General features: G+C 71.9%; 22 protein-coding genes and 1 riboswitch. Of the genes, 18 read left to right on the top strand and 4 right to left on the bottom strand.

Annotated elements, in window-relative coordinates; all coding sequences use genetic code 11:
• Positions 1 to 8 precede the first annotated feature (8 nt).
• The 3 genes from ECOMGDLI_RS23005 to ECOMGDLI_RS22995 all read left to right on the top strand — a co-directional run bounded on the left by ECOMGDLI_RS23005 (position 9) and on the right by ECOMGDLI_RS22995 (position 2,652).
• Positions 9 to 1,667: a glycoside hydrolase family 13 protein gene (locus tag ECOMGDLI_RS23005; protein ID WP_088319186.1), complete on the top strand. Its 1,659-nt coding sequence runs from the start codon at positions 9 to 11 to the stop codon at positions 1,665 to 1,667.
• Between the two features lie 113 nt (positions 1,668 to 1,780).
• Positions 1,781 to 1,981 carry a hypothetical protein gene (locus ECOMGDLI_RS23000; protein WP_088319185.1) on the top strand — a complete coding sequence of 67 codons (201 nt, stop codon included), beginning with the start codon at positions 1,781 to 1,783 and terminating at the stop codon, positions 1,979 to 1,981.
• A gap of 308 nt (positions 1,982 to 2,289) precedes the next feature.
• Positions 2,290 to 2,351, top strand: a riboswitch (guanidine-III (ykkC-III) riboswitch).
• 10 nt (positions 2,352 to 2,361) lie between these two features.
• Positions 2,362 to 2,652, top strand: a complete 291-nt coding sequence (locus tag ECOMGDLI_RS22995) for a hypothetical protein (RefSeq protein WP_088319292.1) — start codon at positions 2,362 to 2,364, stop codon at positions 2,650 to 2,652.
• Here the strand turns inward: ECOMGDLI_RS22995 and ECOMGDLI_RS22990 are convergent.
• Positions 2,624 to 3,262, bottom strand: a complete 639-nt coding sequence (locus ECOMGDLI_RS22990; protein ID WP_088319184.1) for a TetR/AcrR family transcriptional regulator — start codon at positions 3,260 to 3,262, stop codon at positions 2,624 to 2,626. The two genes, ECOMGDLI_RS22995 and ECOMGDLI_RS22990, sit on opposite strands and share 29 nt — an antisense overlap.
• A 153-nt stretch (positions 3,263 to 3,415) precedes the next feature.
• On the opposite strand from ECOMGDLI_RS22990, the gene ECOMGDLI_RS22985 reads away from it, so the two are divergent.
• The 9 genes from ECOMGDLI_RS22985 to ECOMGDLI_RS22945 all read left to right on the top strand — a co-directional run bounded on the left by ECOMGDLI_RS22985 (position 3,416) and on the right by ECOMGDLI_RS22945 (position 14,225).
• Positions 3,416 to 5,002 carry an ABC transporter substrate-binding protein gene (locus ECOMGDLI_RS22985; protein ID WP_088319183.1) on the top strand — a complete coding sequence of 529 codons (1,587 nt, stop codon included), beginning with the start codon at positions 3,416 to 3,418 and terminating at the stop codon, positions 5,000 to 5,002.
• 8 nt (positions 5,003 to 5,010) lie between these two features.
• Positions 5,011 to 5,964 carry an ABC transporter permease gene (locus tag ECOMGDLI_RS22980; protein ID WP_088319182.1) on the top strand — a complete coding sequence of 318 codons (954 nt, stop codon included), beginning with the start codon at positions 5,011 to 5,013 and terminating at the stop codon, positions 5,962 to 5,964.
• The gene (locus ECOMGDLI_RS22975; protein ID WP_088319181.1) at positions 5,961 to 6,806 is read left to right on the top strand and encodes an ABC transporter permease; all 846 of its coding nucleotides are present in this window, start codon (positions 5,961 to 5,963) and stop codon (positions 6,804 to 6,806) included. The genes ECOMGDLI_RS22980 and ECOMGDLI_RS22975 overlap by 4 nt, the downstream gene beginning before the upstream one ends.
• On the top strand, positions 6,803 to 7,780 hold the full coding sequence (locus ECOMGDLI_RS22970; RefSeq protein ID WP_088319180.1) for an ABC transporter ATP-binding protein: 978 nt from the start codon (positions 6,803 to 6,805) through the stop codon (positions 7,778 to 7,780). Before ECOMGDLI_RS22975 ends, ECOMGDLI_RS22970 begins: the two co-directional genes overlap by 4 nt.
• Positions 7,781 to 7,902: 122 nt before the next feature.
• Entirely contained in the window at positions 7,903 to 8,637 is a 735-nt protein-coding gene (locus ECOMGDLI_RS22965; RefSeq protein WP_088319179.1) for an ATP-binding cassette domain-containing protein, read from the top strand.
• A gap of 12 nt (positions 8,638 to 8,649) precedes the next feature.
• Complete coding sequence (locus ECOMGDLI_RS22960) at positions 8,650 to 10,647, top strand: hydantoinase/oxoprolinase family protein (protein ID WP_088319178.1); 1,998 nt, start codon at positions 8,650 to 8,652, stop codon at positions 10,645 to 10,647.
• Positions 10,644 to 12,287, top strand: a complete 1,644-nt coding sequence (locus ECOMGDLI_RS22955) for a hydantoinase B/oxoprolinase family protein (protein WP_158221111.1) — start codon at positions 10,644 to 10,646, stop codon at positions 12,285 to 12,287. The genes ECOMGDLI_RS22960 and ECOMGDLI_RS22955 overlap by 4 nt, the downstream gene beginning before the upstream one ends.
• The gene (locus ECOMGDLI_RS22950; protein ID WP_088319176.1) at positions 12,284 to 13,471 is read left to right on the top strand and encodes an amidohydrolase family protein; all 1,188 of its coding nucleotides are present in this window, start codon (positions 12,284 to 12,286) and stop codon (positions 13,469 to 13,471) included. Before ECOMGDLI_RS22955 ends, ECOMGDLI_RS22950 begins: the two co-directional genes overlap by 4 nt.
• A 343-nt stretch (positions 13,472 to 13,814) precedes the next feature.
• The gene (locus tag ECOMGDLI_RS22945; protein ID WP_158221110.1) at positions 13,815 to 14,225 is read left to right on the top strand and encodes a winged helix-turn-helix domain-containing protein; all 411 of its coding nucleotides are present in this window, start codon (positions 13,815 to 13,817) and stop codon (positions 14,223 to 14,225) included.
• A gap of 104 nt (positions 14,226 to 14,329) precedes the next feature.
• On the opposite strand, the gene ECOMGDLI_RS22940 is transcribed toward ECOMGDLI_RS22945, so the two are convergent.
• Positions 14,330 to 14,770 carry a hypothetical protein gene (locus ECOMGDLI_RS22940; RefSeq protein ID WP_143447868.1) on the bottom strand — a complete coding sequence of 147 codons (441 nt, stop codon included), beginning with the start codon at positions 14,768 to 14,770 and terminating at the stop codon, positions 14,330 to 14,332.
• Positions 14,771 to 15,335: 565 nt separating this feature from the next.
• Between ECOMGDLI_RS22940 and ECOMGDLI_RS22935 the strand changes: the two genes are divergently transcribed.
• The 3 genes from ECOMGDLI_RS22935 to ECOMGDLI_RS22925 are packed head-to-tail and all read left to right on the top strand — an operon-like array spanning position 15,336 to position 18,683.
• Positions 15,336 to 16,028: a hypothetical protein gene (locus ECOMGDLI_RS22935; RefSeq protein WP_088319173.1), complete on the top strand. Its 693-nt coding sequence runs from the start codon at positions 15,336 to 15,338 to the stop codon at positions 16,026 to 16,028.
• Between the two features lie 13 nt (positions 16,029 to 16,041).
• A complete protein-coding gene (locus ECOMGDLI_RS22930; RefSeq protein ID WP_088319172.1) occupies positions 16,042 to 18,018 on the top strand; it encodes an ATP-binding protein in 1,977 nt (658 codons plus the stop codon).
• Positions 18,015 to 18,683, top strand: a complete 669-nt coding sequence (locus ECOMGDLI_RS22925; RefSeq protein ID WP_198955109.1) for a response regulator transcription factor — start codon at positions 18,015 to 18,017, stop codon at positions 18,681 to 18,683. The genes ECOMGDLI_RS22930 and ECOMGDLI_RS22925 overlap by 4 nt, the downstream gene beginning before the upstream one ends.
• 274 nt (positions 18,684 to 18,957) lie before the next feature.
• On the opposite strand, the gene ECOMGDLI_RS22920 is transcribed toward ECOMGDLI_RS22925, so the two are convergent.
• Positions 18,958 to 19,278 (bottom strand): glutaredoxin domain-containing protein, encoded by a 321-nt coding sequence (locus ECOMGDLI_RS22920; protein ID WP_088319171.1) that lies wholly within the window; start codon positions 19,276 to 19,278, stop codon positions 18,958 to 18,960.
• A gap of 174 nt (positions 19,279 to 19,452) precedes the next feature.
• Positions 19,453 to 19,989: a response regulator transcription factor gene (locus ECOMGDLI_RS34820; RefSeq protein ID WP_088319170.1), complete on the bottom strand. Its 537-nt coding sequence runs from the start codon at positions 19,987 to 19,989 to the stop codon at positions 19,453 to 19,455.
• A gap of 61 nt (positions 19,990 to 20,050) precedes the next feature.
• Here ECOMGDLI_RS34820 and ECOMGDLI_RS22910 point away from each other — a divergent pair, with 61 nt between their 5' ends.
• The 3 genes from ECOMGDLI_RS22910 to ECOMGDLI_RS22900 are packed head-to-tail and all read left to right on the top strand — an operon-like array spanning position 20,051 to position 23,665.
• Positions 20,051 to 21,709, top strand: a complete 1,659-nt coding sequence (locus tag ECOMGDLI_RS22910; RefSeq protein WP_088319169.1) for an ATP-binding protein — start codon at positions 20,051 to 20,053, stop codon at positions 21,707 to 21,709.
• Positions 21,706 to 22,134: a response regulator gene (locus ECOMGDLI_RS22905; RefSeq protein ID WP_088319168.1), complete on the top strand. Its 429-nt coding sequence runs from the start codon at positions 21,706 to 21,708 to the stop codon at positions 22,132 to 22,134. The genes ECOMGDLI_RS22910 and ECOMGDLI_RS22905 overlap by 4 nt, the downstream gene beginning before the upstream one ends.
• Positions 22,135 to 22,150: 16 nt before the next feature.
• Positions 22,151 to 23,665, top strand: a complete 1,515-nt coding sequence (locus tag ECOMGDLI_RS22900) for a hybrid sensor histidine kinase/response regulator (RefSeq protein WP_088319167.1) — start codon at positions 22,151 to 22,153, stop codon at positions 23,663 to 23,665.
• Positions 23,666 to 23,680: the final 15 nt, after the last annotated feature.

Here is a 23,680-nt window from a genome sequence, read left to right as displayed (position 1 = left end):
GATGCCCTATGCCCGAGCACGAGATCATCGCGGCCGACCACGACTGGTGGCGGACCGCGGTCGTCTACCAGATCTACCCACGCAGCTTCGCCGACTCCGACGGCGACGGGATCGGCGACCTCGCCGGCATCCGCAGCAGGCTCGGGCACCTCGCCGATCTCGGGGTGGACGCCGTGTGGCTCAGCCCGTTCTACCCGTCCCCGCTCGCCGACGGCGGGTACGACATCACCGACCACCGCGCCGTCGACCCGCGGCTGGGCACCGTCGACGACTTCGTCGCGCTCACGAAGGAGGCCCACGCCCACGGGATCAAGGTGATCATCGACATCGTCCCGAACCACACGTCGGACCGGCACCCCTGGTTCGAGGCCGCCCTCGCGGCCGGGCCGGGCTCTGCCGAGCGCATGCGCTACATCTTCCGCGACGGTGCCGGGCCGGACGGCGCGCTGCCGCCCGCCGACTGGCAGTCGCACTTCGGCGGCTCCGCGTGGGAGCGGGTCACCGAGCCCGACGGGACGCCGGGGCAGTGGTACTGCCACCTGTTCGCCCGCGAGCAGCCGGACCTCAACTGGGACAACCCCGAGATCCGGGAGTACTTCCTCGGCACCCTGCGGTTCTGGGCCGACCTCGACGTCGACGGGTTCCGCGTCGACGTTGCGCACTCGCTCGCCAAGGACCTCTCCGAGCCGCTGCGCAGCCAGCCGGACCTCGACCGCAACCTGCCGTTGGACGGCTCCGACCCGCTCTACGACCGCGACGAGGTGCACGAGATCTACCGCACGTGGCGTGTCCTGTTCGACAGCTACGACCCGCCGAAGATGGCGGTCGCCGAGACCTGGTACCCGACGACGAGCCGCACCTACCTGTACGCCCGGCCGTCCGAGCTCGGACAGGTCTTCGACTTCTCGCTGCTCAAGGCGGAATGGGGCCGTGACCAGTTCCGCGACGTCATCCGGCGGTCCCTGCACGACCACCAGGCCGTCGGCGGCGGGCTGACCTGGGTGCTGTCGAGCCACGACGTCCCCCGGCACCCGTCGCGGTACGCGCTGCCCCCGGGCACCAGCCCGGACGAGTGGCTGATCACCGACGGGGTCGTGCCCGCCGTCGACCCGCGCACCGCGCACGACCGGGGTCGCGCCGCCACCTTGATGATGCTGGCCCTGCCTGGGTCGGCCTATCTGTACCAGGGTGAGGAGCTCGGGCTGCCCGAGGTCGCCGACCTGGCCGAGAGCGCACTGCAGGACCCGGTGTGGGAACGCTCCGGTCACACCCTCAAGGGGCGTGACGGCTGCCGGGTCCCGCTCCCGTGGACCGCCGACGGGCCGTCCTTCGGGTTCGGTCCGGCAGGCGCCTGGCTCCCCCAGCCGGAGTGGTTCTCCGGGTACAGCGTGCAGACCCAGGGCGCCGACCCGGACAGCACGCTCACGCTCTACCGGCAGGCCCTGCTGCTGCGCCGGGCGCTGAACGCCGACGACATGGGAGTCGACTGGATCGAGACCGACGACGACCAGGTGCTGCACTTCGCCCGGCGCAACGGCTGGCACACCATCGTCAACTTCTCCGACCGGCCGTGCCCGCTGCCGCCCGGGCGCGTCATCCTGTCCAGTCGGCGGATCGACGGGACGTCGCTGCCGGGCGACACGACCGTGTGGATCAGCAGGGCGTGACGGCTGCGCGGCACGGCCGCACAGCATCAGGCGTCGCGCCGGTGGGAGCCCACCGGTGCGGGGGGGGGTGCGGATCCGGTCGGAGAGCATCAGCCCAGCACCGACCTCCACATGTGAGCAACGAACGTCCTTCTCGCCAGAGCCACCGTCGCAGGGGCGAGCGCGATCTCACCGCCACGTCCGAGGTCGTCGACGCCTTCGGCCGCGGGCTGCACGTCGCCGCCGCGATCGCAGCCCTCCTCGCGGTGATCGCCTGGCTGCGTCTCCCGGCCACCAGGGCGAGCGGCAGCGCCGGCATGCACATGCACCACTGAGCGATGATCGGACCGGCATCACCGAACCTGCGGTCGGACCTTCCGATGCCGTCGGAAGGTCCGACCACGTGACCCGCTCGTGAGCAGCCCGCATCGACCGAGCTGCTGGTGATCGGTCCTCAGGTGGTGGTCCGTCGCGCGGTGGAGCGGGTTGTCGTCGTGATCTGCTGTGCTCCGTTCTCGTGGTGCCGCCGACGTCCACCGTCATTCGCCCGGCCTGCAGTGAACGGCATCACCATGTCGCGTCGTGGCTCGCCGCGGGGAGCGCGGGCACGGGTCGCGATCGGGGTGCGGTGTGAGAGCCTTTGTCGAGGGCTGAATCGGGCCCGCCGGACGAGATGCGCCGTACCCGCCGCAAAGACGACGCGACGGAGGTCAGCGTGGTCCTGCAGCTCGTCCAACTCGTCGGGGCTCTGTTGGTCCTGTCGGCGTTCCTCGCCGCCCAGGCTGGTCTGACCGGCACCCGCTCGGCCGCCTACCTGGCGTCCAACCTTGTCGGGTCTGCGGTGCTCGCCGTCGTCGCAGCCGTCGGCCGCGACTACGGATTCCTGGTCCTCGAGGGTGTCTGGGCTGCGGTGTCGGGCGCCGGCGTCCTGTCCGTCCTGCGTGCCGCACGGCGCCGACCGGCCGTCGGGTCGGCCGCTACCAGCCCGTCCCGTTGCCCGAGGTGAGGATTGCCTCGACCAGTTCGGTGAAGGTGCCGCGCTCGAGACCGAGCTCGTTCTCGACGACGGGCCCGGCGATGGTGGCCAGCTGGTCGCGGTGGATGAGGTCGAGGATGTGCATCATCGCGACCATGCCGTCCAGGACCAGGATGATGCGCCAGGCCGACAGTCGAGGGTCGGGGCAGTCGAACTGTTCCCTCTCGATGCCGGCGCGGATCAGCCCTTCGATGTGCGCGAGGTAGTCCTCGCTGAGGCTCTTGGCGCGGGCGCGCAGCTGTTGGTTCCGGGACGCAGTGCTCAGTGCGTCGTTCCAGATCCGTTGGTCCGGGGACACGTTCGCGACGGTGAGCGCGAGCGCCATCCGGGGTGACGCGGACTCGGAGAGCTGCTGCAGCGCCTTGAGCGAGGCGTCGGCCCAGGTGCCGAACGACTCGGCCAGCAGCTCGTCCACGCTCGGGAAGTAGTGGTGGATGAGGCCGGGGGCGACGCCGCAGTGCTCGGCGACGTCACGGACGTTCAGGGCGTCCAGGCCGCGGTCCGCCCCGATCGCGATGACGGCGTCGAGGATCTCCCGACGGCGCACCTCGGGCGGCTTCCGCGTGCGTCCGGTGGCCATGTGACTCCCCGTTAGTTGTCCAAGCGTCCAACAGAGCGTGCATCGATGTGATGCCGATTGAACAGGAACTTTACCTGATGTCCTTGACAGTACGGAGAGTCATTCAGCACGATTGCCGCGTCCTACTGGTCTAACGTCCAATAAGGAGGGGCCGTGCTCGCCACATCGCCCTGGAAGCGCGCACTGCTCGCCGTGACCTCCGTCGTGGCCGTCGGTCTGGTCGCGGGCTGCGGCGGCGCCGCGCAGGCCCCCGACGCCTCGGGCGGGGTCTCGGCGACCGCCGGAGGAACTCCTGGTGCCGGTGGCGACCTGGTCCTCGTGCAGGCCAAGGGGACCAAGACGCTCGACCCGGTCGCCGCGGTGTCGCCCGAGGACATCGCGCCGATGTACGAGCTGTACGACACCCTCTACCGTCTGTCCGACGACGGCCGGACCCTCGACCCTTCGCTGGCGACCGCAGCTCCCGTCGCCTCTGCCGGAGGCACGGTGTGGACCATCGGCCTGCGGACGGACGCGACCTTCAGTGACGGGACGCCGGTCACCGCCGCCGACGTGGCGTTCTCGCTCGACCGGGCCAGGACCTCCAAGAGCGCCTTCTCGTTCCTCCTCGGGGGGATCGACTCGGTGACCGCGTCCGACGAGCACACCGTCGTCATCAAGACGCCCGAGCCGAGCGCGACGCTCGTCCCGGCGCTCGGCTCGTGGGTCGCCTCGATCCTGCCGAAGGGCCTTGCGGGGAAGACGGATGACGCGTTCTTCGCCGCTCCGGTGGGCAGCGGCCCGTTCGTGCTCGGCACCTGGGAGCGTGGCCGGTCGCTGCGACTGACGAAGAACGCCCGGTACTGGCAGCCGGGAAAGCCCTACCTCGACGCGATCCAGTGGAACACCGTCCCGGACGCCAACACCCGGGTCTCGCAGGTCCAGGGCGGTCAGGCCGACGTCGCCAGCGACGTCCCCTTCAGCCAGGTGGCGTCGCTCAAGGCCGGTTCGGCGGTGACCGCCGGAACCTTCCCCGCGACGTACACGAGCATGCTCATCTTCAACCAGAGGCACGCCCCGTTCGCCGACGTCCACGTCCGGCGGGCCATCGCCCGGGCCCTCGACCGGGAGGCGATCACGAAGAGCACCCTCTACGGCGCCGGACGCCCGGCCTGCTCGCTCCTCCCGCCGGCGATGCCGTTCGCCGCCACACCGGCCTGCCCGCCCTTCGACGTCGCCGCGGCCAAGGCCGAGCTCGCCCGGTCAGCGTTCCCCCAGGGCTTCCCCGTCGAGCTGACCATCGACAACCTGCCGGAGTCCTCGACGACGGCCCAGATCATCCAGGCCGAGCTCGCGGCGATCGGCGTCACCGTGAAGATCAAGGTCGTGGACTCGGGGGAGCTCTACACCGTCTACGGCCAGCAGGCCTACCAGATGGGCCTGGCCGCGTGGGCCTCAGACATCCCCGACCCCGACGAGCAGCTGTCCTTCATACTCGACCCCGAGGCGGGTGGCAACGCGTACTACACCGGTTACTCCGACGCCAAGGTCACCGCGCTCATCAAGCAGGCCCGCAGCTCGCTGGACCCCGCCGCGCGCACCGCGGCCTACGCCCAGGTGCAGGACATCGTCGTCCAGGACGTGCCGCAGCTGCCGCTCTCCTACCGCGACAACGCCTACGTGTGGCGTCGGTCGGTGCAGCAGTTCGCCGTGAACCCGATGGGCGTCATCGACCTCGCCGCCGTCGGCGTCCAGGAGTAGGACGTCCCGTGGCCGCCCCCAGCGCACGGCGCCGGCTGGCGAGAGCGCTCGTCGCCGTCGCGCTCGTCGTCGTCGTGACGTTCCTGTTCATCCACATCGTGCCCGGCGACCCCGCGCGCGCGATCCTCGGCCCGCAGGCCTCGCCCGACGCGGTGAGCGCCCTGCGGGACCGACTCGGGCTCGACCGGCCCCTGCTGGCCCAGTTCCTCGACTACCTCTCCCACGCGGTGCGCGGGGACCTGGGCACCTCCGTCGCCGAGGGCGTCTCCGTCACCTCGCTCATGGTGGGCCGGGCGGCCCCCACGGTGGCCCTCGTCCTGTGCTCGGCCATCCTGACGGTCGTCCTCACGGTGCCGTTGGCCGCCCTGGCCGCGCGCCGTCCGGGCTCGCTCGTCGACCACGCCGTCCGCACGGTCCCGCTGCTCGGCCTCGGGCTGCCGGCCTTCTGGTTCGCCCTCGTGCTCATCCAGGTGTTCGCCGTGCGGCTGGGCTGGTTCCCGGCCGGCGGCTACGGCGGCTCGCCGCTGCAGAGCCTGCGGGCCCTCGTCCTGCCGGCGCTGGTCACCGCGGTCTCGATCCTGCCGTTCACCGTCCAGAGCCTGCGGGTGGCGATGATCGAGGCCGCGGACGCCGACTTCGTCGCCGCGGCGCGGGCGCGCGGGGTCCCGCCCTGGCGCGTCCTGCGCCGCTACGTCTTCCGGAACGCGGCCGTTCCCGCGGTCGTCGTCCTCGGGCTCAACATGGGCTGGCTCGTGGGCAACACCCTCATCGTCGAGAAGGTCTTCGCCATCCCCGGCGTCGGGGCGCTGCTCGTGGACGCGACACTGTCGCGCGACTTCCCGGTGGTCCAGGGCCTGGCCCTCGTCATCGCCCTGCTGGTGATCGGGACGAACCTCGCCACGGAGCTCGTCCGGATCGGCCTCGACCCGCGCCTGCGGCACGGCAAGGAGTCGTTGCGGTGAGCGCCGCCACCCTCGCAGCCGAAGGCGGCAGCAGCCGAACGGCGCCGCGGCTCAACGGGACTCTCGTCGCGGCGATCGCCGTTCTCCTCGTCCTCCTGGCGGCCGTGCTGGCAGGGCCGCGGTGGCTTCCGTCGCCGACGGAGCAGGACCTCGGCAACATCCTGGCGCCGCCGTCGTCGGTCTCGCCGCTCGGCACCGACCAGCTCGGTCGCGACGTGCTGGCCCGCGTCCTCGCGGCGATCCGGCTCGACCTCGTCGTCGGCGTCACGGCCCTGCTCGTCCCGCTCGTCACGGGATCCCTGCTCGGCGCGCTCGCGGCCTGGCGCGGCGGCTGGGTCGACGAGGTCGTCGGGGTGGTCGCCGACGTCGTCCAGGCGTTCCCCTACTACCTGTTCATCCTCGTCCTCGCCTTCTTCCTCGGCGCCGGGCTGTCGAGCATCTACGTCGCAGTGGCGGCCGTGGCCTGGGTGTCCTACATGCGCATCGTGCGGGCCGAGGTCCACTCCGCGATGCAGCAGGACTACGTGCAGGCGGCGGTCGGTGCGGGCTTCTCCGGGAGCAGGGTGCTGCTGCGTCACGTGCTGCCCAACGTCTTCAAGCAGCCGCTGACCTACGCGGTGACCGACGTCGTCGTCGTCATCGTCAGCACCGCGACCCTGAGCTACCTGGGCGTCGGGGTGACGCCGCCGACCCCCGAACTCGGCGCGCTGGTCTCCGACGGACAGCAGTTCGTCACCGTCCGGCCGCTGCTCACCGTCGCGCCCGGGCTGGCCGTCGTGCTCGTCGGAGCCGCGCTGGCGCTGCTCGGCAACGGGCTGTCCCGACAGGTCGACGAGGCATGAACCCGCTGCTGGAGGTCGACGGGCTCTCCGTCGCCGCCCCGGGCCGCCGGGGGACGACCTACCCCGTGCGCGACGTCTCGCTCACTGTCGAGGGTCGCGGGACCGTCGGGGTCGTCGGCGAGTCGGGGTGCGGCAAGAGCACGCTGCTGCGGGCGATCGCGGGCGTCCTGCCGCGCGGCCTGCGGGCGGTCGAAGGGACGGTCCGGGTCGACGGGCGGGAGGTCGACACCCGCCGGCCCTCGGGCGAGGTCGCGATGATCTTCCAGGACCCGATGACCGGTCTGAACCCTGTCATGACCGTCGGCGAGCACGTCGCCGAGGTGCCGCGCCGCCGGGACGGCCTGGGCCGGCGGGCCGCGCACGACCTTGCCGTGCACCTCTTGCAGGAGGTCGGGATCGAGGACGCCGAGCACCGGGTCGACGCCTACCCGCACGAGCTGTCCGGCGGTCTGCGTCAACGCGTCCTCATCGCTGCCGCGCTCTCCGGCAGTCCGCGGCTGCTGCTCTGCGACGAGCCCACGACGGCGCTCGACGTCACCGTCCAGGCCCGTTTCGTCGCGCTGCTCGGACGTCTCGTCGAGGACCGCGGCCTCGGCGTCCTGTACGTCACCCACGACCTTCCGCTGCTCGGCACGATGTGCGACCGGATCGACGTCATGTACGCCGGCCAGGTCGTCGAGCGCGGGTCGACCCGGGAGGTGCTCCAGCATCCGGCGCACCCGTACACCGAGGCGCTCCTCGCGGCCGCGCCGCGGATGGACTCGCGCCGGGCCCGGCTCGTCAGCATCCCGGGCCGGCCCCCGGTGCTGCTCGCCGACACCGCGGGATGCCGGTTCGCCCCCCGGTGCCCGCACGCCGTCGACGCCTGCGACGCGGCCGGCCCGCTGGGGCCCGGCACGTCCGGCCACGAGTCGGCCTGCGTCCGCAGGGACGAGCTCGAGGCCCGCTCGGAGCGGGGTGTCGCATGGCGCTAGTCGAGGTCAAGGACCTGTGCGTCGTCTACCCGCGGGCCGGACGGGCGGGTGGGCGCCGCCACGGGNGCTCGGAGCGCGGGTAGCGCAGCTCCCACACGTCGACGCGGTACGCCGTCCAGGACGTGAGCCTTTCGGTCCGCCAGGGCGAGATCGTCGGCGTCGTCGGCGAGTCCGGCTCGGGCAAGACCTCGCTCGCGCGGTGCGTGGCCGGGTACCGGACGGCGACGTCCGGCACGGTCGAGATCGACGGCCGCGTCATGACGGCTCGCCGCGGGCCGCTGGACCGCCGCCGGGTCCAGATGGTCTTCCAGGACCCGTACGCCTCGCTCAACCCGCGGATGACGGTGCGGCAGACGCTGCGCGAGCCCGTCGTCGTCCACGGACTGCGGGCGGCGGGCCGGGTCGGGGAGCGCGTCGAGGAGCTCGTCGACCTGGTGGGGCTCGACCGCCGGTACCTGGACTCCCGGCCGCGACAGCTGTCCGGCGGCCAGCGGCAGCGGGCGAGCATCGCGCGGGCGCTGGCGCTCGAGCCCGAGGTTCTCGTCGCCGACGAGCCGGTGTCCGCCCTCGACGTCTCGGTCCAGGCGATGGTCCTCAACCTGCTCGCCGACCTGCGCGACCGGCTGGGCATGTCGATCCTGTTCATCTCCCACGACATCGCCGTCGTGTCGCACCTGTGCGACCGCGTCGTGGTCATGTCGCAGGGCCGGGTCGTCGAGACCGGCGCCGTCGACGACGTCTTCCTGCGGCCCGAGCACCCCTACACCCGGCAGCTGCTCGGGGCCGTCCCTCCCCATCCGTGGAGCGGGCACCCGCCGGCGTCGCCCGGCACGTCACGTCCGGATCCCAGCCAGTGAAAGGACCCAGCCATGCGAGTCGCCATTGACGCCGGTGGCACGTTCACCGACGTCGCGATCATCGACGACGCGGGCCGGCTCTCCTCGCACAAAGTGCTGAGCCACCCGGAGGACCCGGCGGCGGGGATGCTGCACGCCCTCGACACGAGCGTCGACGTGGCCGGCCTCCGCCAGGTCGTCAACGGCACGACCGCCGGCCTCAACGCGGTGCTGTCCCGGCGGGGGACGCGCGTCCTCATGGTCACCACCGCGGGCTTCGCCGACGTCCTGGGCATCGGGCGCGCGCACCGCGTCGACGTGTGGGAGCTGCGCTACCCGCGCTCCGAGCACCTCGTCGACCCGGACGACGTGCACGCGATCGACGAGCGCGTCCTCGCCGACGGGTCGGTGGCGCGTCCGCTGGCTCTGGGGGACCTCGACGCCGTCTCCCGGCGAATCGCGGTCGAGGACATCAGGTCCGTCGCCGTCTGCCTCCTGCACTCGACGAGGAACCCAGCGCACGAGCTCGCCGTCCGTGACCACCTCGCCGCCCGGCACCCGGGGGTGCGCTTCTCCCTCTCGCACGAGGTCGCGCCCGAGGTCGGCGAGTTCGAGCGGTTCTCCAGCACGGTGGTCAACGCCTACGTGGCGACGACGGTGGGGGAGTACCTGACCCGGGTCACCGACGGACTCGTGAGCCGCGGCCACGACCGGCCGTTGCTCGTCATGCGGTCCAGCGGCGGCGTCACGTCGGCGGAGAGCGCCAAGGAGAGGCCGATGCAGACGCTCGTCTCCGGTCCGGCCGGGGGTGTCATCGGCGCGCAGGTGATCGCCCGGCACCTCGACCTCAGCCACGTGCTGGCGCTCGACATGGGCGGGACCTCGCTGGACGCCTGCGTCGTCGTGAACCAGCGGCTGGCCGTGCGCGCCGATCTGGACATCGCCGGGATCCCCGTTCTCATGCCGGTCGTGGACCTCGTCACCGTGTCCGCCGGCGGCGGCTCGATCGCGTGGGCTCAGCACGGTGCGCTGCACGTGGGACCGCACAGCGCCGGAGGCTCCCCCGGACCGGCCTGCTACGGCCTGGGCGGCACCGACCCCACGGTGACCGACGCCAACGTCGTCCTCGGCCGGCTCGGCCAGGCCGGGCTGGCCGACGACGCCCTCACGCTCGACACCCGCGCCGCGCGGGAGGCCTTCGGCCCACTGGCCGACGAGCTGGGCCTGGGCGTCGAGGCGCTGGCCCAGGCCGTCGTCGACATCACTGACGCCCGGATGTCCGACGCCCTGCGGACGCTCACCGTGCGCCGCGGGCACGACCCGCGTGACTTCACCATCCTCGCCTTCGGCGGTGCCGGCCCGCTCCACGCGGCGGCGCTCGCCGACGAGCTCGGCGTGACGTCGGTCCTCGTCCCGCCGGCCGCGGGCGTCTTCTCCGCCTGGGGCATGCTGCACGCCCCGGTCCGGCACGACGTGTCCGAGCCGCTGCTGTCGCTCGTCGCGGACCTCGACGACGACGCCCTGAGCGCCGCGCACCAGCGGCTGCTCCGGCGGGCCCGCGACCTCGTCGCCGCCGACGGGCTCGACCCTGACGATGCCGAGTACTCCGCGCTGGCAGACCTGCGCTACGCGGGCCAGCACTTCAGCCTCACCGTCGCGCTCCCGCTCGGCTCCCCCGTCGCGGACTGGGACGCGCTGTTCCGCGAGCGGTACCGGACGGCCCACGGGACCGTCGCGGGCAGCCCGCCCGCCGAGTTCGTCAACGTCCGGCTGACCGCTGTCGGCCCGGACGCCGGGCAGCACGCGTCCGCCGAGATCCGCGATCCGCGGCCGGCCACGTGGACCACCGTGATCCACCGCGGCGAGCGCGTCGAGGCGTTGCACTGCGACCGCGGCCGGCTCGCCGAGGGCGTCCAGGGGCCCGCCGTCGTCAGCGACCCGGGCTCGACCATCTACGTGCCGCCGGGCTGGTCCGCCGCGACCGGCCCGATGGGCACCGTGCGGCTCACCAGGAACGAGGAGACGTCGTGACGACCCCCGACCCGGCCACGCTGGAGATCATCCGCAACCGGCTGCTCGCCGCGGCGGAGGACATGCGGGTGACCCTCGTCCGGTCCGCCTACACCCCGACGATCTACGAGAGCCAGGACTGCGCCATCGGTCTGCTCGACCGGGACGCCGAGGTCATCGCGCTGTCCACCGGGCTGCCCATCTTCCTGGGCAACCTCGGGCAGGCCGTGGTCGACTCGGTGGCCCTGCGCGGCGGACGCGAGACCATGCGGCCCGGTGACGTCTACCTGCTCAACGACGCGTACGTCCAGGGCGCGCACATGCAGGACTGCACGACGTTCGCGCCGATCTTCCACGACGGCGCGCTCGTCGGGTACGCCGTCGCCCGGGCCCACGTCGTGGACCTCGGCAGCAGCGAGCCGGGCGGCGGGATGGCCGCCACGAGCATCTTCGACGAAGGGCTTCGCCTGCCGCCGGTCCGGCTCGTCGACGACCGGGGCGTCTGCGACGACGTCGTCGCCGTCCTGCGCCACAACACCCGCAGCCCGGACGAGCTCGTCGGCGACGTGCTCGCGATGGCGGCGGCCGTCGAGGTCGGCAGCCGTCGGCTCGGCGAGATCCTCGACCGGTGGGGCTCCGAGGTCTTCGACGCGGCCTGCGCCGCGATCTTCGCTTTCAGCGAGCGAGAGTCGCGGGCGGCGATCCGGGCCCTGCCCGACGGCGTCTACCGCGCCTCGGGGTCGATGGACGACGACGGCATCGACGTCGGCGTGCCCGTCACCATCTCGGTCGCCGTGACCGTCGCCGGTGACGAGGTCAGCGTGGATCTGGCCGGGACCAGCCCGATCGTCCGCGGCGCCATCAACTGCGGTGCCAGCCAGACCGTCTCCTCGGTGCGGGTCGCGCTGCGGCTCCTCCTCGGCGGTTCCCGACCGCCGGACGGCGGCACCTTCCGTCCGGTGTCCGTGAGCGTGCCGCGCGGCTGCTTCCTCTACGCCGAGGAGCCCGCGGCGTGCGGGAACTACGCCGCCTCGGCGGTCCTGCTCATGGACCTGGTGATGCGGGCGCTCGCCGACGCCGTGCCGGACCGGGCCTGCGCGGGCCAGTACGGCGACACGATCTCCGAGCTCGTCTGGGAGGACCCCTCGGGCAGCGGCATCCTCATGCTCGGCGAGGCGCACGCCGGTGGGTGGGGGGCCGGTGACGGGTACGACGGCGCCGACGCCGTCATCGACCTGACGAACGGCCAGTTCCGGAACTTCTCGGTCGAGCTCCTGGAGTCCCGCTACCCCGCGGTCGTCGAGGAGTACGGCTACCGCGACAGGTCCGGTGGCCCGGGCCGCCACCATGGCGGTCGCGGCATCGTGCGCCGCTACCGCCTCCTCGAGCCGGCTCTGCTGTACCTGTGGATGGACCGGGTCCACACGCCCCCGTGGGGTCTGTGCGGCGGCGGGGCCGGCGCACCGGGCTTCGCCCGGATCCGTACGTCGTCCGGGGTGGAGATCGTGCACAAGTGCGAAGGGCGCCCGCTGCAGGCGGGCGACGAGCTGACGATCTGCACCGCGGGCGGGGGCGGGTACGGGACGCCGGCCGGGGACGACCGGGACGGGAACGAGGAAGCCCTCGCCCATCGCTCCGAGACCGAGCTCCTGCCGCGATGACGCGGCGCATTCTGTTCGCCGGCGGTCAGGTGATCACCGGCGACGACGAGCCGCTGTCGGACGGCGCGGTCCTCGTCGAGGGAGCAGTGATCCGGGCGGTCGGCCCCCGGACGACGGTCGAGGTCCCCGAAGGGACGACCGTCGTCGACTGCGCGGGCGCGACCGTGCTGCCGGGTCTCGTCGACTGCCACGAGCACCTGCTCGGCCGCAGCAGGTTCGGCGAGGGCACGACCGAGATCGACGAGCCGGACGCCACCTGGGCCGTCGTCATCGCCCACTACGCCCAGCAGTGCCTGGCGAGCGGGGTGACGACGGTCCGCGTCCCCGGCAGCCACCACGGCAACGACCTCGCGGTCCGGGCCGCCTTCGACGAGGGCTACCTCCTGGGCCCGCGGATGGTCTGCGCCGGCGAGGCGATCACGATGACCGGCGGCCACGGCGTCGGGGCGGGCGTCGAGGCGGACGGCCCGGTCGGGTGCGCCCGGGCCGCGAGGACCCAGCTCGCCCGCGGCGCGGACTTCATCAAGGTCATGGCCAGCGGCGGCGTCGGGACGGTCAGGGTCGGCGAGGACCCGACGCATCCGGAGCTCGACGTGCAGGAGCTGTCGGCGGTGGTGGCGGTCGCGAACGCGGCGAGGAAGTACGTCACCGCGCACGCCGACGGCGTCGAGGGCATCGGGAACGCGCTCGCCGCGGGGGTGCACTGCATCGAGCACGGCATCTACCTCACGCCGTCTCAGGCTGCGGAGATGGCCGCACGCGGCGTCCGCCTCGTCCCTACCCTCTCGACGATGGTCAACATCGCGCGCCGCGGTGCCGAGTGGGGCCTGCCGGGGGAGTGGACCCGGATCGCGGAGGGGATCCTCGACATCCACCGGGAGTCCTTCCGGAACGCACTCGACGCCGGCGTGGTGTTCGGGACCGGCACCGACGGCTACGGCGACATCGTCGACGAGATCGTCGAGCTCACCGGCTACGGCCTGTCCCCGCTGCGGGCGCTGCAGGCCGCCACCCGCGACGCGGCCCGGATCGCGTTGCCCGGCGGGTCCTTCGGCGTCCTGCGGCCCGGCTTCTCCGCGGACGTCCTCGTCGTCACCGGCGACCCGCTCGCCGACCTGACCCGACTGCGGGACGTCGTCACGGTGATGGCGCAGGGCCGCCTCGTGCACGGGCGGGGGCGCTGACCCAGGGGCCGATGCCCTGCCGTACCTGGTGACCGGGGGCTGGCAGTGCCTCGGCGCCACCAGATGGCCGGCGATCCCGGCCGGGCCGCGTCCCCGCGGCCGTCGTGCCCGCTCGACGCCCCGACGGTCGCGCAGTTCAGCGGGCGGCTCGGGAGCTTCCGGCACCCACAGGCCCGGCCGCGGTCCTGCGATCATGACCGCCGCAGGGCGGCGTCGCTCGGCTCATGGCGCGCCGTGTTGTCGACGATCGGAGTCCGGATGCTGCCGAGCCGCTACGACCGCTGGTGGGGTCTGGGACTGGACGCGGGTCACCCAGCTTCCCTGGCCCGCGAGCCTCGAGCAGTTGCGCAGCGTCGTCCACCCGCTCACGGGACACGCAGTCGGTCAGCCCGTCGGGCGACTGGCGCGCGACGACCCGTGGTGGACGACAGTCGGCCTCTCCCCGGGCGCCCGCCCGCGGCACGTCCGGTACCAAGGCCGAGAGGTCCGACTCTCACCGCGCCAGGACGCGCTGATCGCGCACCTTGCCGCACGGCGCGGCGCCATCTGTGGCCGCGAGGAGCTCCTGGCGCAGGTGTGGGGCATCACCTTCGACCCCGGCACGAACCTCGTCGACGTGACCCTGTGCCGGCTGCGCGCCAAGCTGCCGGGCCTGAACCTGGTGAGCGTTCGCGGAGTGGGCTACCTGCTCGACGCCCGACACCCCGCGCCGTCGGCGACAGCAGATGACCAGCGAACGTCCGGCACGGGGTAGCGTCCCGCGGCCAAGACGCTGGTGACGGTGTGCCTGCTTGATCGTGGCAGGACCTCCGGGCGCGGGCCACCCCGGCCGGACCACGGCGGGCTGCCGCCGCGGGCTCAGTGCAGAGTGTCGTTCTTGATCCGATCGGTGATGGCAGGCCCGGGACGGCTCGTCCCGCCCAGGCCCGTCATCCGCCGGACCCGGTCGTGAGTGAGGATCTTGGCCTTGCCGCCACGGGCCCGCCACGCGTCGGTGTAGAAGGTGTGGAAGGCGCTGAGCATGGCCGGGCTCGGTTCCTCGGCGGCGCCGACGATCAGCAGCACGGCCCCGTACCTCCGGTTCACCGCCGCGTCGCCGTTGGCCGCTGACCGGTGGGACAGGCCGTGCAGGACGAGGATGCGGCCGGCCTGGTCGATCGCGACCTGGTAGGCGATGTCGGAGTAGCCCTTCACCTGGGTGTGGAAGACCCGCCACGCCTCGAGCCTGTCGGCGGTGTGCTGCAGGGTGGGCGCTTTCGGGCCGTCGTAGTCCTTCAGGGTGGTGCCGGGCCAGTGCACAGCCAGGCCTTCGCTGTGCCGGAGGTCGAAGCCGCTGAGGCTCCGGGCCGGACCGTGGCTGGTCCAGTCGGAACGGGCGAAGAAGGTCCCTGCATCACTCATCGCGTGGTTCCTCTCGTGGTCGCACGTGGTGACGTCGGGGGCTGTCCCCGATGCGGGCTACACGGTGTCTCCCGGGCCGTCCCGGCCGCCAGGGACACCACGTCCCGATCACGCGACCGGCCGTGCCCGCGGGAGCGTCAGGGGTTGACGACGCCGGCGTCGGGGCCGGCTGACCGCCGTCGCCCGGTCCACGGCCCGGAACTTGGTGAGCACGTCGGACGCGTAGTTGCGCATCGTCTTGGGGTGCAGGCCCGCTCACGCAGCGACCGCGGACGTCGCCACCGCGGACGCCACGATGCGCGACGCGAGCGGGCTCACGGTCCAGACGCTGGACAGGTACGGCACCGCCATCGCTGTAGCTGATCGACGTCGACTCTGGTCACTCCGGGACGTGGCGTCCCTGTGCACCGGGACGCCCGGACGGCGATCGTGCAGGCAGGATCGCTCACGAAGGGAAGAGCCTGTGTCCACGTCGTCCGTACTTCCTGTAGCGGCTCGTAGCGGCCGGCAGGATGCTGCACGCAGCGCGCTGCGCTGCTTCCTGGCCTCGCTGCTGGCCTTCATCGCGGTGCTGGGGGTGTCGATGGGGTTGTCCAACCGCGAGTATCAGAAGGCGCTGTACGAAACCGCTGAGCGGCTCGGCGTCAATCAGAACCACCTGGCCCCGGACGTCCTCGCACAGCTCGTCCAGCGATACCCCGAGCCGTTGTGGGCCCTCGTCGCTACCGCGCTTCTCTTCCTGCTCAGCGCCGTCCTCTTCGCCCGGGGTCTGACTCGTCTGAGTTCGATCGCCGACGGTGCTGCCCGGCAAGGGGTGGTCGCCGCTGCCGGTGTCGTCGCAGGCGGGTTGGGGATGGCGGTGATGACGTTCTTGCCGCGCGCGCTCGGGGCCGGGAACCCCTGGTTGGCGGAGCACTGGTGGATATACCTGACGCTGGTCTCGAGCTTCGTCGTCACGACTTCGCTGGGCCTGCTCGTCGTCGCGGTGCTCCTGCGCAGGGCCGGTGTCGCGCCTCGGGTCGCTCTGGTGGTCGCAGCGCTGTGCGCCGTGACGGTCGTGGCGCAGGTGACGGTCGACGCCCCGCCGATCCTCCCGATGCTGTTCGGCGCCCTGCTGGCCTTCTCCACGAACCGGGCGCTGGTCACGCGAGGCTGAGACACTCGGGGAGATGCTCCGCGCGACGGCAGCCCCGGTCGCCGGCGGCCTGGTCGCCGCCGGCGCTTCCGTCGTGGTCGCCGCGTTGGCCACTCCGATCCAGTTCACGGCACTGCAGGTCACGTGCCAGGACGACATCTGCGACACCCTGGCCCGCCCCACCGATGAGCTGCTCGGGCAGATCGCCCGTGCGGGCATGACTCCTGTCGGCTGGGCGGTCATGGTGATGGTCGTGCAGTGGGCGCTGCTCCTCTTCTTCTGCGCTCTGGGCGTCGTCATGATGCGACGTCGGCCGTCGCTGCTGTCCGCGGTGTGCGGCCTGGGCCTCATGCTCGTGGCACTGCAGGACTTCCTCCAGCCTCTCGAGCCGTCCGGCTCGCTGCGGTGGGTGCTGGTGCTTCTCGCCGCGCTGAACCAGGCGTCGCTGTTCTGCATCCTGGCGCTCTTCCCCGACGGGCGCTGGCACCCCGTCGTCCTGCGACGATGGGCCGCCCCTGGGATCGTGGCGGTGTCGGCCGGAGCGACGCTGCGGACAGCGGGAGTGAGCGTTCCCGTTCTCGAGGTCCTCGAGACTGTCGTCATCGTCGCGCTGGTCGCGGCGCAGGTGCACCGGTTCTTCTTCCGGTCGGACTGGGTGGCCCGTCAGCAGGCCCGGTGGGTGCTCGTCGGGTTCTGCGTCTTGGCGGGTCTGTTCGTGGTGGCCCAGGTGCTGTGGGCCGTCGACCTGCTCGCGACCTTCCAGCTTCCTCTGGTGTTCGGGCTGTACGCGGCGTTCCTCGTTCTGGGCGTGGGGTTCACCTTCGCAGTCCTGCGGCATCGCCTGTACGACGTTGGCCTTCTGCTGTGGCGCGTGGTCGTGTACGGCGGGGCCGCGATGGCCGTCCTGCTGTGCTACGGGGCCATCGTGGCGCTGGCGGGGATGTCGGTGACGAACCAGAACGTGTCGGCACTCGGCGCCGCTGTGTTCGCCGTCGTGGTTCTCGTCGGCGCCTGGGTCGCCGACCGCCTGCACCGACGCGTGCGCACCCGGTTGTACGGAACGGGCAACCTTGCAGCCGAGCTCGTCAGCAGGATCACCGGCCCCGGGCCCGTGAGGACGGACCTCGCGAGCACCATCGCGCAGGCGTTGGCGCTGCCGCACGTCGAGGTCCGGGACACCGACGGGTCGGTGATCTCCAGCTTCGGCGGGCCAGGTCGCACCGCGCCGGTGCGCCGGCAGGTGACGGACGGGGCCGGAACGCCGGTCGGCGCGCTGCTGCTGTCCCCGGCATACGGCGACGAACTGGACGGCCGAGACCGAAGGGCCCTGGCCGAGGTGGTGCCGTTCGTGGCGATGGTGCTTCGGGCGCAGCGCGAGACCGAAGAACTGAGGCGTGCACGAGCGGCCGCTGCTGCCGCACGCGAGGACGAGCGACGACGTCTGCGGCGCGACCTGCACGACGGATTGGGGCCGCTGCTGGCCAGCCAGCTCGTGACGCTCGACTCGATCCGAGTGGCGCAGCAGCGGGGCGCGTCCGTGAGCGCCCTGCACGAGGCGCTCGACGAGCAGGCCAAGGCGTCGATCGACGAGATCCGGGCCATCACGCGAGCCTTGCGACCGCCGTCACTGGATGCAGGAGGGCTCGGGCCGGCGATCACCGCTGAGGTCGACCGTGCCGCGGCCGCCGGGCTCGACACCTCGTGCGTCGTGTCCATCACGAAGGGATCCATGCCGGCCGCGCTGGAGGTCAACGTGCTGCGTATCGTGCAGGAGTCGCTGACCAACGTCATCCGTCATGCCGAGGCCACCCGCGTCTCGGTCGAGGTGACGGTGGACGACGAGGAGGCGCGGCTTGTCGTCTGCGACGACGGCCGTGGGGTCGGGGACCATTCACCGGGCGTCGGCCTGCAGTCGATGAGCGAACGCGCCGAGGAGCTAGGCGGCGCGTTCGAGGTCACTGCCGGGCAGGACGGACGCGGGACCCGGGTCGGCGCGAGGATCCCGCTGTGACCGAGACCGTGTCGATCCTCCTCGTCGAGGACCACCCGACCTTCCGGCTGGGACTGCGGACCCGGATCGAACTCGAGGACGACTTGGAGGTGGTGGCCGATCTCGCCACGGCGGAGGAGGCGATCACGCGTGTGGAGGACCTGATGCCCGACGTCGTCGTCGTCGACCTCAACCTGCCGGGCATGGACGGCATCGAGCTCACCCGCGAGCTCACTCGTCGTGCGCCCAGCGTGCGCATCCTTGTGCTGACGATGCTCGACGACGACCATGCCTTCGAAGCCCTGCGCGCCGGTGCCACGGGCTACCTCGTCAAGGACGCCAGCCCGTCCCAGATCGTGAACTCGATCAGGGTGGTCGCCCAAGGTGGCGCGGTCTTCTCCGCCGGGATCGCCGCACGCCTCATGAACCGCCCGCCGGGTGCAGGCGCCCGCCGGTACGGCGAGCTCAGCGAGCGCGAGACCGAGATCCTGTCCCTGGTGGCCCAAGGCCTGACCAACCACGAGATCGGGCGCCGGCTCTTCCTCAGCCCCAAGACGGTCCGCAACTACGTGTCGAACGTGATCGGCAAGCTCCAGGTCGCCGATCGCGAAGCGGCCGCCGTCGCCGGACGCGCCGCGGGCCTGGTATCCCAAAAGGAGCCCGGCGGCGCCGAGGACACTCGGTAGGAGGACGAGTGTCCGACGGAGCGGGCCGTCGGGCAGGGCGACGACGGCCGAGCGGTTCCAGGCCCGCGTCGAGCACCGCGTTACCGGGAACGCCGACGTCACCACGCGCAGCGAGCTCACCACGTTCGGAGGCCGCTTCCAGGCGGCAGGTCCGCGCACGCCTTGACCGGCCGCCCGCATCAGCATGCCCGCACCCAGACGGAACGCGAACCGCTTCCCAGGCACCGCGCCCGAGCCTTACCCGCGCACGTCGATCCCGTGTGGCGGCCGGCGGTCAACTGCGGCTGGAGCCGCCCAGTCGGGCTACGACCGTTCGAGGATCCGGATTGGTGTGGGGGACGCCGTCGATCACGACCGTCGGCACCACTTCGTTGCCGCCGTCGTTGGTGGTGCGGACGAAGGCGGCGGCTTCAGGGTCGCGCCAGATGTCGACCCACGTTGCGCGCCCGGTGTCCTTACGGACGGCCCAGCGCAGCCGCAGGCAGAAGGGGCATCCGTCACGCCAGTAGATGGTGACGCCCTCGTCCATGGTGCGGGCGGCTTCAGCCTGGGGGGTGTGGGGCGGACGCCCGAGGAGCAGGTCGACCAGCGGCATTCCACGATTGTGGCATCCGCTCTACGACCGGCCTGGGCACCGGTCGCCTACCGGCGACGGGTCAGGGGTCGATCTGGGCGCCGCCCCGGTGCGGACCTGTTCCGGCGGAACAGGTCGCCGCGTCATCGGTGCAGCGGAGTCAGAGGTGCTCCGTGCCGAGGGCACGGCGGCAACTCAGAGCACGTCGGCGAGCCTCAGGACAAGCTCTGCTCGCGTCACGGGCTTGGTGAGGTAGGAGTCCGCTCCGGCGATGACGCCGGCGGCCTGGTCTGCGGGCCCGTCCAGCGCTGTCAGCATGATCACGGATGTCGAGGCCCGTCTGGCGCTCTGCCGCACCGCGTCGCAGACCTCCAGGCCCGTCCCGTCGGGAAGCAGGACGTCGAGCAGGACGACGTCGACGTCGCGGGCGGTCAGCACGTCGAGCGCCCCCCGAACCGTCCCTGCCTCGAGTACCTCCAGGCCCTCCTGCGTCAGGAAACCACTGAGAAGCTCGCGCGCGTCACCGTCGTCCTCGACGACCAGGACCGTGCGCATCTGCGACCCGAGCGCTGACACGTACTCGCGGGGGTTGACCCAGTGGTCGTCGACGAGCGCGCCGTCCGGCCGTGCCACGGGGTTGTTCTGTACGGAGTCCATCGCAGTCCTTCGCAGGCGCTCGGGGGAGGGGTCGTCGTGGATCCCGGCAAGTTGTCGAAACACGGCAACGATCACATCTTGCACTTATTGTAGTCATGCACCAACTCTTAGTAATGGCATTGGGTTGGGAGGTCTGGTGAGCAGGACCGTTTACGACCCGCCCCGTCCGACCGCCGCGGCGGTCGCACAGGACTACGTCGCCGACGACGGCCTCGGTGCGGTCCTGCTCGACGCCTGGTGCGCTGTGCGAACTCCCTTGCTCATCGTCGACGATGCGTTCGAGCTCGTGTTCGCCAACCCTGCCGCGATCGAGGCGGAGCCACGGTTGGCGGCGGAGGGCAGCCGGGTGTTGCGTGAGCCGCTGTCGGGGATCACGGCGCCGTGCGGGGCCGAGATCACGCACGAGCGGCGGCCGCTGGTGCGTGCTCTGGCCGGCGAGAGCGTCACCCAGGAGGAGTTCGTCGTCCCGAGCGTCGACGGAACCGACCGGCCGCACCGGTACCTGGTGTCCGCGTATCCGTTGGAACGACGGCGTGGGCGCCGGCTGGTCCTGATGTCCTGGACGGACGTCACCCACGGCTGGATGCGTGAGCACGAGCGCCAGGCAGCCGTCGATCAGTTGACACGGCTCGTCGACGGAGCGGACGAGCATGCGATCCTCGCGCTCGACAGCGAAGGGCGCGTCCTCACGTGGAGCCGTTCCGCCCAGCGACTCAAGGGGTACGACGAGGCCGATGTCCTCGGTCAGCCCTACGCGGTCTTCTTCACCGCCGAGGACCGGGCAGCGGGAGTCCCGGAGTCGACTCTCCGGGAGGCGGTCGTGCACGGCAGGGCAGTGACCAAGGGGCTGCGCGTCCGCCGGGACGGCACCACCTTCTGGTCACGTGGCGTCCTGACCGCCATCCGTGACGGGTCGGGCGCCCTGGACGGTTTCGTCAAGGTGACCCAGGACGTCACCGAGGAGCACCTGGCCCGGACCCGCGTCACGGAGCTCAATGCCGAGCTGGAGAAGGCGAACCGCGACCTGGCCCGGGTGAACGAGCAGCTGCACCGGACGAACGCCGACCTCGAGGCGCGCGTCGCGGCCAGGACCAGCGCTCTCGAGCGTCGATCGCTCGAGCTCGCCGACGCGAACAGTGAGCTGGAGGCGTTCTCCTACAGCGTCTCTCATGACCTGCGCGCCCCGCTGCGCGCGGTCGCCGGCTTCGGTGACCTCCTCGCGGAGGACTACTCCGACCGGCTCGACGAGGACGGGTTGCGCTACCTGTCCCGGATCCGTGAGGCAGCCACCGCCATGGAGGAGCTCATGGACGGGTTGCTGCGCCTGGCGCGCATCCACCGGCAACCGCTGCGGACCGATGTCCTCGACATCGCGGAGGTGGTGCACGAGGCGTGGGCGGACGCCGGTGCGGACGCCGGGTTCGAGTTCCAGGTGGGGGTGCTCCCGCCCGCCAGGGGAGATCGGCAGCTGATGCTGCAGGTGTGGCGCAACCTGCTGTCGAACGCGGTCAAGTACAGTGCCACGACACAGCGGCCGCGGGTCGAGGTCACCGGCAGCACCGGGGACGGTGCAGTGACGTACACGGTGCGGGACAACGGGGTCGGCTTCGACCCGGACCTCGCCGGCGGCCTCTTCACCCCCTTCCAACGGCTGCACTCCAGCCGCGACTTCCCCGGGACGGGTCTGGGCCTGGCCCTGGTCAGCAGGATCGTGCACCGCCACGGAGGGCACGTCAGCGCGTCCTCGAGCCCTGGGCAGGGCGCGGCCTTCACGATCACTCTGGACGCGCCATGACCCCGTGGGTGCTGCTCGTGGAGGACAGCATCGCGGACCGTGAGCTCCTGCAGGAGGCCTGGCGACGCTCCGGCGTCGGCGCACGCCTCGAGACGGCCGGCGACGGATGTGAGGCCTACGACCGCCTCGAGAGGCTCGTCGACCAGCGTCGCGAGCTGCCGGTCGTCGTCCTCACCGATCTGAAGATGCCGCGCATGGACGGTGCCGAGCTGCTTCGTCGGGTGCGCGACCTGAAGGGGACCCGCACACTGCCCGTGGTCGTCCTCAGCTCCTCGCAGGAGCCCGAGGACGTCCATCGCTGCTACCGCCTCGGGGCCAACGGGTTCGTCGTCAAACCGGCCAGCGGCCGGCTCGGGGCGGATGCGCTGAACGCGCTGGCGACCTTCTGGGTCGAGGTCAACCGCCGCCCCGACGAGGTCGCGTGAGCCCGGACGGAGTCTCATGAGCCCGGACGACCTGCGCGTCGTCGTCGTCGAGGACCGCCCGGCCGACGTCGAGCTGATCGGTGCGGCACTTCGCCGTGACGGTCTCGAGACGGCCACGGTCCCGGTGGACTCCTACGAACAGCTCGCCGCAGCACTGTCCGCGGCACCCGACGTCGTGCTTGCGGACCACAACGTGCCCGGCATGTCGATCTCCCAGGTCCTGCGGACGGTGCGCACCAGCGCGCCGGGAGTGCCGGTCATCGTGGTCACCGGCGCGCTGGACGACGACACCGCCGCTGCCCTGTTCGAGCAGGGCGTCAGCGACGTGCTGCTCAAGGACCGCCTCGCGCGGTTGGGGCAGGCCGTCCGGACCGCGGTCGGCACGCGCCACCTCGAGCAGGCCGTCGTGGTGTCCCACGCCGAGCAGGCCAGGATCGAGGGTCTGCTCGCATCTCTGGTCCAGCACTCCCCGTCCGCGATCGGGCTGCTCCACCCGGGCGGCGAGGAGATCTTCAGCAACACCCGCTTCCGGGCCCTCGCCAAGGATGGCCACGGCCGATCCCGGCTCGCCGCAATGCCTTCGGGCAGCGAGCACGCGGACGGCGACGAGGTCTTCCTCGTGACCCGGTTCGCGGTCAGCGACGACACCGATCCCACCGCGGCGTTCGGCGTCATCCTCACCGACATCACGCAGCAGAAGGCGGTACAGGCGCAGCTGCGCGCCACCCAGGCCGAGCTGCAGCAGCAGTCCCGTGAGCTGCGCCGCCACAACGACGAGCTGCAGGAGCTGGACCGGCTCAAGAGCGACCTCGTCAACACCGTCAGCCACGAGCTCAGGACACCCCTGACCAGCATCCTCGGCTACGGCGAGCTCATCGAGGACCACCTGCACGACCTGGGCGACGAGACCGGCCTGCAGCTGCTGAGCACCCTGCAACGCAACTCGGCCCGTCTGCTGGGTCTGGTGGAGAACCTCCTGCAGCTCGCGACAGCGGAGCACTCGCCGACGGCCACCAGCAGCGGGCGGCCGGCCGAGGCCGGGCAGCGACCCGACGTCGACGTCAACCAGCTGCTCCTCGAGGCGTGCTGTGTCCTCCTCCCGGCCGCGCAGCGCCGGGGTGTCACCATGGAACGGCATGTCGCAGCGGACCTTCCTCCTGTGGCCGCAGACGCCGGCCAGCTGGAACGTGTGCTGCTCAACCTCGGCTCCAACGCCGTGAAGTTCGCCGCCGCCAACGGCCGGGTGGTCTGGCGGACCCGTCTCGCCGGACCGGACCTGGTCGAGCTCGAGGTCGAGGACGACGGCGTCGGCATCGCGTCGGACGACCTGGAGCGGCTCGGGCACAGGTTCTTCAGGACCGAGTCCGCAAGGACGAACCATGTCCCCGGCACAGGGCTGGGTCTGGCCGTCGTCCGGGCTGCTGTTGCCGGCCACGGCGGTGAGCTCGCCTTCGCCTCGCAACCAGGGTGCGGGACGCGCGTCACCGTCCGGCTCCCGGTCCGCGGTGCACTGCCCCAACCGCCACCATGATCGACGAGGAGGACG

Origin of the sequence: Kineosporia sp. R_H_3, assembly GCF_002198675.1 — a bacterium.
Classification (GTDB): Bacteria; Actinomycetota; Actinomycetes; order Actinomycetales; family Kineosporiaceae; genus R-H-3.
Note: the sequence above shows the minus strand (reverse complement) of the source record. Positions and strands in the feature narration are given on the sequence as shown.